5 protein-coding genes and 1 pseudogene are annotated in these 6,224 nt (G+C 59.9%); 3 read left to right on the forward strand and 3 right to left on the reverse strand.

Going from position 1 to position 6,224, the window contains the following annotated elements; genetic code table 11:
* A partial coding sequence (locus ACOI1H_RS22830) for a PAS domain-containing protein (protein ID WP_422440429.1) occupies window positions 1-298 on the reverse strand: 298 nt, incomplete at its 3' end.
* Between the two features lie 912 nt (window positions 299-1,210).
* Window positions 1,211-1,409 (reverse strand): annotated as a pseudogene (locus ACOI1H_RS22835) (transposase); the annotation flags it as partial.
* 338 nt (window positions 1,410-1,747) lie between these two features.
* Between ACOI1H_RS22835 and ACOI1H_RS22840 the strand changes: the two are divergent.
* The 3 genes from ACOI1H_RS22840 (at window position 1,748) to pstA (ending at window position 5,542) form a co-directional block, all read left to right on the forward strand.
* Window positions 1,748-2,794: a substrate-binding domain-containing protein gene (locus ACOI1H_RS22840; protein ID WP_422440431.1), complete on the forward strand. Its 1,047-nt coding sequence runs from the start codon at window positions 1,748-1,750 to the stop codon at window positions 2,792-2,794.
* Between the two features lie 74 nt (window positions 2,795-2,868).
* A complete protein-coding gene (gene pstC / locus ACOI1H_RS22845) occupies window positions 2,869-4,245 on the forward strand; it encodes a phosphate ABC transporter permease subunit PstC (protein ID WP_422440433.1) in 1,377 nt (458 codons plus the stop codon).
* Between the two features lie 10 nt (window positions 4,246-4,255).
* Complete coding sequence (pstA, locus tag ACOI1H_RS22850) at window positions 4,256-5,542, forward strand: phosphate ABC transporter permease PstA (protein WP_422440435.1); 1,287 nt, start codon at window positions 4,256-4,258, stop codon at window positions 5,540-5,542.
* A gap of 49 nt (window positions 5,543-5,591) precedes the next feature.
* On the opposite strand, the gene ACOI1H_RS22855 is transcribed toward pstA, so the two are convergent.
* Window positions 5,592-6,224, reverse strand: a 633-nt coding sequence (locus tag ACOI1H_RS22855; protein WP_422440436.1) for an HlyD family efflux transporter periplasmic adaptor subunit, incomplete at its 5' end; no start/stop codon positions are given.

Here is a 6,224-nt window from a genome sequence, read left to right on the forward strand (position 1 = left end):
CCATGAAGGGCATGACGACGATAAGAGCGCCATCGCGCAAAGCGAGGCCGGGCACCGCATTGTGAATTGGCATGCCGATCATGGTATTTGAATTAAGATATAGAATTTCCGCCGCACTGACATTGTGAAACAATATGATGCCTTTAGCGTCGACTGCGAGGACACCAAGAGGTGCGTTTTCAATGATAAAACGGAACATTCTATACCCCAGGTCGAAAATATCGAACTTCACGTCTGGGCAACGTTGCCTCAGCAAGTGATGAGAACGTGTGGCGTAGCTTAGCTTGACGTCAATCAATAGCAAGTCCTAATGCACAGGCCAGCTGGATTGGCAATAATATCTGATGCAGCATGTGACAAAATAATAGAATCTTAGACCTGGAATTGATTTCCGCATAATTCAATGGTTGATAATGAACTCTCGGTGACAAGAGGGTCAAGATGAAAACGAGCAACGCAGGTTGCGAAGTAGGTGTTTCCTAATAATATTTTGAACAACCCGTCGGCTTGTGGTTGCTGGATCGGACTGAGGTGGTTTGCCGCGAGATTGCATCCTTCCACATGACGATCGGATTGACGTGGTGGCCGCCAACATCTGCCCGACTGCCAACAAAGCAGCGCACGGTGATTGCGCCGTCATGGCTGTCGAGTAATTTGGCCGGTCGCCTCAGCGGCTCGGATAGGACGAATGAGTAACGATGTCACACTTTTGATAAAGAAGATGGGGCAGATGTGTCGATGGCTAATACAATCTGCCAGCGCAGAAAAAAACGTTGCGTATCATGTCCCCTGCGAACCCATGAAGTTTTGCGCTATAAAGGTTGAGCAGCAAGATCCTTTGCGTTCTCATGAATAATATCGATAGCAGACAGAGTTCAAACAAAGCCGGGTTGCGGATGCCCTTCCATCTTATCGAAGCCCCATTCTCTGGCCGAACGACAGATCATCGGTCTGCCAGCCATGCACGTTGTGCAGGCTTTCCGCCGCCGACTTAGGACCTCGAGGATGAGATCGATCCCATTGCCGGGGTCGTGCGGCATCCATCTCGACCTTCTGGTGGCGTGTCGAAAGCAATTGCGACTGGGATGTCGGCATCCGGGACGGTGCATCATCGCTATCGATTGTGCCGGCAGGCGCCGGCCGGGTCGTGCTGTGCTGGCCGTCGTCGAGGGGGCGGTAACTGCGAAGATCCTGCGCATGCGTGATCTTGCCTGCGTGCGTGCCATTTGCTTTCACCCTCGACCTTGATGCGGTGCAGTCGTACAGCAAGAGCAATAGACCGTTGGAGCCACGATACGTGATGTTCACACCAGTTTCTTCGGCCGGCGCGGTAGCGCGCTGAAGTCGGGCACCGCCCAGTTCAAACCGACTAGACGCGACTGGCACTCGAAGAACCCGGGTGTCGGCCGTCGCACAGCATACGCGCGACAAGGTGCGCCTGTTCTCCGCATGTTGCGAGTGTGCTCTTGCAGCTCTGGCAGGTCAATCATGTAGCCGTCTCGAATCGCAGTCGTTTCGTCAAATCAGGTCGAATGCACTATCGTTATTGGCAAGATCATGCGCGGGGGAATCGTTTTCGAAGCCTCAGGGTGCCCCCGAACCAATAAGATCGTGCCGCGAAATAAACCTCTGACACGGCCCGTCTTGTTACAAAACTGTCGTATATATTTTATCTAACCGTCGTAGTCGCGGACTATCGACGCGGTGAGGTCGGCCGATCAGACCCTAGATAAAATCCGGAGATACCATGTCCCTTTCCAAGCTTTCCACTTCTGCGCTGGCAATCCTTGCCGTGTCGGCAACCGCAGCCGCGGCGCAAAGCCGCCAGGAAATCCGCGTCGTCGGTTCGTCCACCGTGTTTCCCTATAGCCAGGCTGCTGCAGAGCAGTTCGCCAACAACACCGGCGCACCGTCACCGATCGTCGAATCGACCGGCACAGGCGGTGGCATGCAGTTGTTCTGCGGCGGCATCGGCGAAAGCCACCCGGACCTGACCGGTGCGTCGCGCGCCATGACGGCGTCCGAATACGAACTGTGCCAGACCAACGGCGTCACCGACATCTCGGAAGCGCTGATCGGTTACGACGGCCTGTCCATCGCCATCTCGCGCGAGAACGCCACCGAGTGGGATCTGACGTTGGCCGAAATCTATCAGGCGCTGGCAGCGCAGGTGCCCGTGGACGGCGAGTGGGTCGACAACCCCTACACGATGTGGTCCGAAATCAACCCTGAACTGCCCGAAACCGCGATCTTGGCGTACGGCCCGCCGCCGACGTCCGGCACCCGCGACGCCTTTGTCGAACTGGCGATGCATGCCGGCTGTGAAGAACTGCCCTACGTTCAGGAAGGTGACTTCGACGGCGACTGGGTGGACGAGAACTGCTCGCGCATGCGTCAGGATGGACCCTTTGTGGAAGCCGGCGAGAACGACAACCTGATCGTGCAGCGTCTGACGGCCGATGCGAACGCAATGGGTATCTTCGGCTACTCGTTCCTGTTCGAGAACATGGACACGCTGAAGCCGGTTCACATCAACGGCGTGGAACCGAATGCCGAGACGATCGGTGACTTTTCGTACCCGATCTCGCGCCCGCTGTACTTCTACGTCAAGAACGCACACCGTGGCGTGATCCCGAATCTTCAGGAGTTCGTCGAAGAATTCGTGTCCGACGACGCGCTGGGCGCTGACGGCTACTTCGTCGAACGCGGCATGGTCGCTCTGGGTGAAGAGCAGCTGGCAGAAGTCCAAAGCACGGTGACCGACGCCGCGAACATGGACGCCAAGACCGAATAAGCCATACCGGCTCTTTCAAGCCCGACGCAGGTTCTGCGTCGGGCATTCTCATTCTCCATCAGGACTTGCGGCACATGACGACTTTCGCCTTTGCACTCCTTCTTGTCGCGTCGCTGCTTGGCTATGCGTGGAACCGACAGGCGGCGACGGCCTTGCGCGATGGCGGTCAGCCGCTGCACTCTCTGAGCGGCTTTCACGGCCTGTATTCTCTGCTGAGCGTCTTCATTCCCGTCTTCGTCCTTATCCTGCTCTGGCTGGCGTTTCAGGGCAGCGTGATCGACCGGTTGGTCACATCGTCGCTTGCATCCGAAAATTACGGCGCACTCGAAACCGGGCCGCGGCAGCTTGTGCTGGCTGAAGTCAAATCGATCGCCGGCGGTCAGGTTTTCGGCACGCCAGAGGACTGGAAGCTGGCCGCTGCCGACCGTCTGAACGGCCTTCGCACGTTGTCAGCGTGGTTATTGGTGGCCGCCGTCGCCGCCCTGTCCATCACGCAGGTGGTGCGCGCCCGACGTCATGTCAGCGCCGACTTTCGCGCGCGTCAGGGCGCGGAACGCCTGGTCCTGGGGCTGATGCAGTTCTGCGCCATCTTTGCTGTCTTCGTCACGCTCGGCATCGTGTTCTCTCTCACGTTCGAGACGATCAAGTTCTTTCGGATGGTCCCCCCGATGGAGTTTCTCTTCGGCGTGAACTGGGAACCCCAGATCCCGATCCGTGCCGATCAGATCGCCGGTGCCGGAGCCTTCGGCTGGCTGCCGGTGATCCTCGGAACGCTCGTCATCACCGCGATTGCGATCATCGTCGCCGTGCCCACGGGTCTGCTGACCGCGATCTACCTGAACGAATTCGCAAGCAGCCGCGCCCGCGCCATCATCAAGCCGATCCTCGAGATCCTTTCAGGCATCCCCACCATCGTCTACGGCTTTTTCGCGGTTCTTGTCGTGGCGCCGGCCATGCGTGAATTCGGTGCCGACCTGGGCCTGGCGATCTCGCCCAATACCGCACTGGCCGCAGGCAGCGTGATGGGTGTCATGCTGATCCCCTTCATCTCATCCTTCGCGGATGACGCCCTGTCGGCCGTGCCGCAGTCGTTGCGCGACGGCGCGCTGGCGCTAGGGGCCACCCGCGGAGAGACCATGCTGAATGTCCTCTTTCCCGCCGCCATCCCGGGTATCGTGGGGGGCGTCCTGCTGGCCGTCAGCCGCGCCATCGGCGAGACCATGATCGTGGTGATGGCCGCTGGCCTGATCGCCAACATGACCCTCAATCCGCTGGACAGCGTGACCACCGTGACCGTGCAGATCGTCACCTTGCTGATCGGCGACACGTCCTTCGACAATCCCAAGACACTCGCCGCCTTCGCGCTTGGCATGATGCTGTTCCTCGTGACGCTGGTGATCAACATCTTCGCGCTGCGGATCGTCCGCAAATACCGCGAAATCTACGATTAGGGCAGGTTCCATGACCGACATCACGACAGGTACGACCGGCAAGGCAAACGCCGGGATCATCACCGCCGGGCTCGCGCGTCGCAAGCGCAAGGAAGGCATCCTGAAAGGCCTCGGGATCGCCGCGATCTCGTTTGCGTTTCTCGTGCTGGGCATCCTGCTGTTGACGCTGGTGTCGACCGGCTACAAGGCTTTCACGCAGACTCACCTGACGATGGACGTCTACATCGACCCTGCCGTCGTGTCGGCCGAGGAACTGCCCCGCGGCGACTTCGACGATCTGCTTGAAAACACCCTGGTCGCGATGTTCCCCGATGTGGAATCCGCGTCAGAGCGGCGTGCGTTGCTGCGGATCTTCTCGAATGGGGCGCAGTTCACGTTGCGTGACCGCATCGTGGCGAACCCCGACCTGATCGGACAGACCGTCAGCCTGAACGTCCCGGTCGCCGACACCTTCGATCAATTGAACAAGAATCTCATCGACCGCGACACCCCGGCCGAGTTCCGCAGGCTCACGGATCAGGAGATCGCGTGGTTCGACGCACTCGACGCGGCGGACATGATTTCGAACCCGATCAACTTCGGCCTGATCACCAACGCCGACAGCCGTTTTCCGGAACTTGCCGGACTGAAGGGCGCATTGGTCGGCTCGTTCTGGGCCTTGCTGACCTGCTTCCTGATCTCGTTCCCCGTTGGCATCGGGGCGGCGATCTACCTCGAGGAATTTGCCCCCAAGAACAAGATCAGCGACATCATCGAGGTTAACATCAACAACCTTGCCGCGGTGCCTTCGGTGGTGTTCGGCCTGCTGGCGCTGGCCGTCTTCATCGGCTGGTTCGGCATGCCCCGCTCTGTGCCTTTCGTCGGCGGCCTGACGCTTGCCCTGATGACGATGCCCACCATCATCATCGCGACCCGCGCCGCGCTCAAGGCGGTGCCACCGTCCATCCGAGAGGCCGCGATGGGTCTCGGGGCGTCGCATCAGCAGGTCGTATTCCAGCATGTCGTGCCGCTCGCGATGCCCGGCATCCTGACCGGCACGATCATCGGTCTGGCACAGGCGCTGGGTGAAACTGCCCCGCTGCTTCTGATCGGGATGAATGCCTTCATCACCTCTGCCCCGTCGGGTCCGTTCGACAGCGCCACGGCGCTGCCTACGCAGATCTTCATCTGGGCCGATAGCCCGGAGCGCGGCTTCGTGTCACGCACCTCGGCCGCCATCCTCGTGCTGCTGACCTTCCTTGCCTTGATGAACGGCATCGCGATCTATCTGCGGCAGAAGTTCCAGCGCAAATGGTAACGGTCTGCCGCCGGGTCGATGGCCCCGCCGGCAGACCTCGGCTGATCGGCTACTCCTCCCGGAAGGCTCGTTCGAACTGGTCGATCAGGGGCCGTGCGAAGTACGCGGCGGCGGTCTGTTCCTGCGTCGAGAGATAGACTTCGGCCGGCATGCCCGGCATCAGGGCAAGGTCGTCCAGACGCGCCAGTTCGGTCTCCGAGATTTTCAGGTACCCGGTATAGAACGGCTCTCCGGTCTGGGGCGATACCGTCGTCGCCGGCGATATGTGTGAGATCGTGCCGACGATCTCGGGTGTCGTGCGATGGTTGAACGCCGAGAACTTGATGCGCGCCACCTGGTTCAGATAGACCTGATCGATGGACGTCACCGGAAGCTGCACCTCGACGCGCAGCTCTGCCGACTTCGGCACGATCGTCGCCAAAACCTCGGCCGGGGTAATGACGCCGCCTTCGGTGAAGACCGACATTTCGTTGATGCGCCCGGCGATCGGCGCACGGATTTCGGTGCGTGACAGCCGGTCGTTGACGGCGGCGATCCGATCCGACAGTTCCAGAATGCGCGAGTCGATGACGACCAGTTCGCGCTGGGATTCCGTCAGGGCGACCTCTCCAATCGCCAGGATGCGCATCTCGATCTCGCTGATCCGCGACCGCGAGCGGGCGATATTGGCGTCGAGTTCGCC

Origin of the sequence: Loktanella sp. DJP18, assembly GCF_049310965.1 — a bacterium.
Taxonomy (GTDB): Bacteria; Pseudomonadota; Alphaproteobacteria; order Rhodobacterales; family Rhodobacteraceae; genus Loktanella.

Excerpts from the sequence above, each read along its gene's own strand:
- ACOI1H_RS22840 (WP_422440431.1), top strand. The coding sequence starts at position 1,748 with ATGTCCCTTTCCAAGCTTTCCACTTCTGCGCTGGCAATCCTTGCCGTG.
- pstC (WP_422440433.1), top strand. The coding sequence starts at position 2,869 with ATGACGACTTTCGCCTTTGCACTCCTTCTTGTCGCGTCGCTGCTTGGC.
- pstA (WP_422440435.1), top strand. The coding sequence starts at position 4,256 with ATGACCGACATCACGACAGGTACGACCGGCAAGGCAAACGCCGGGATC.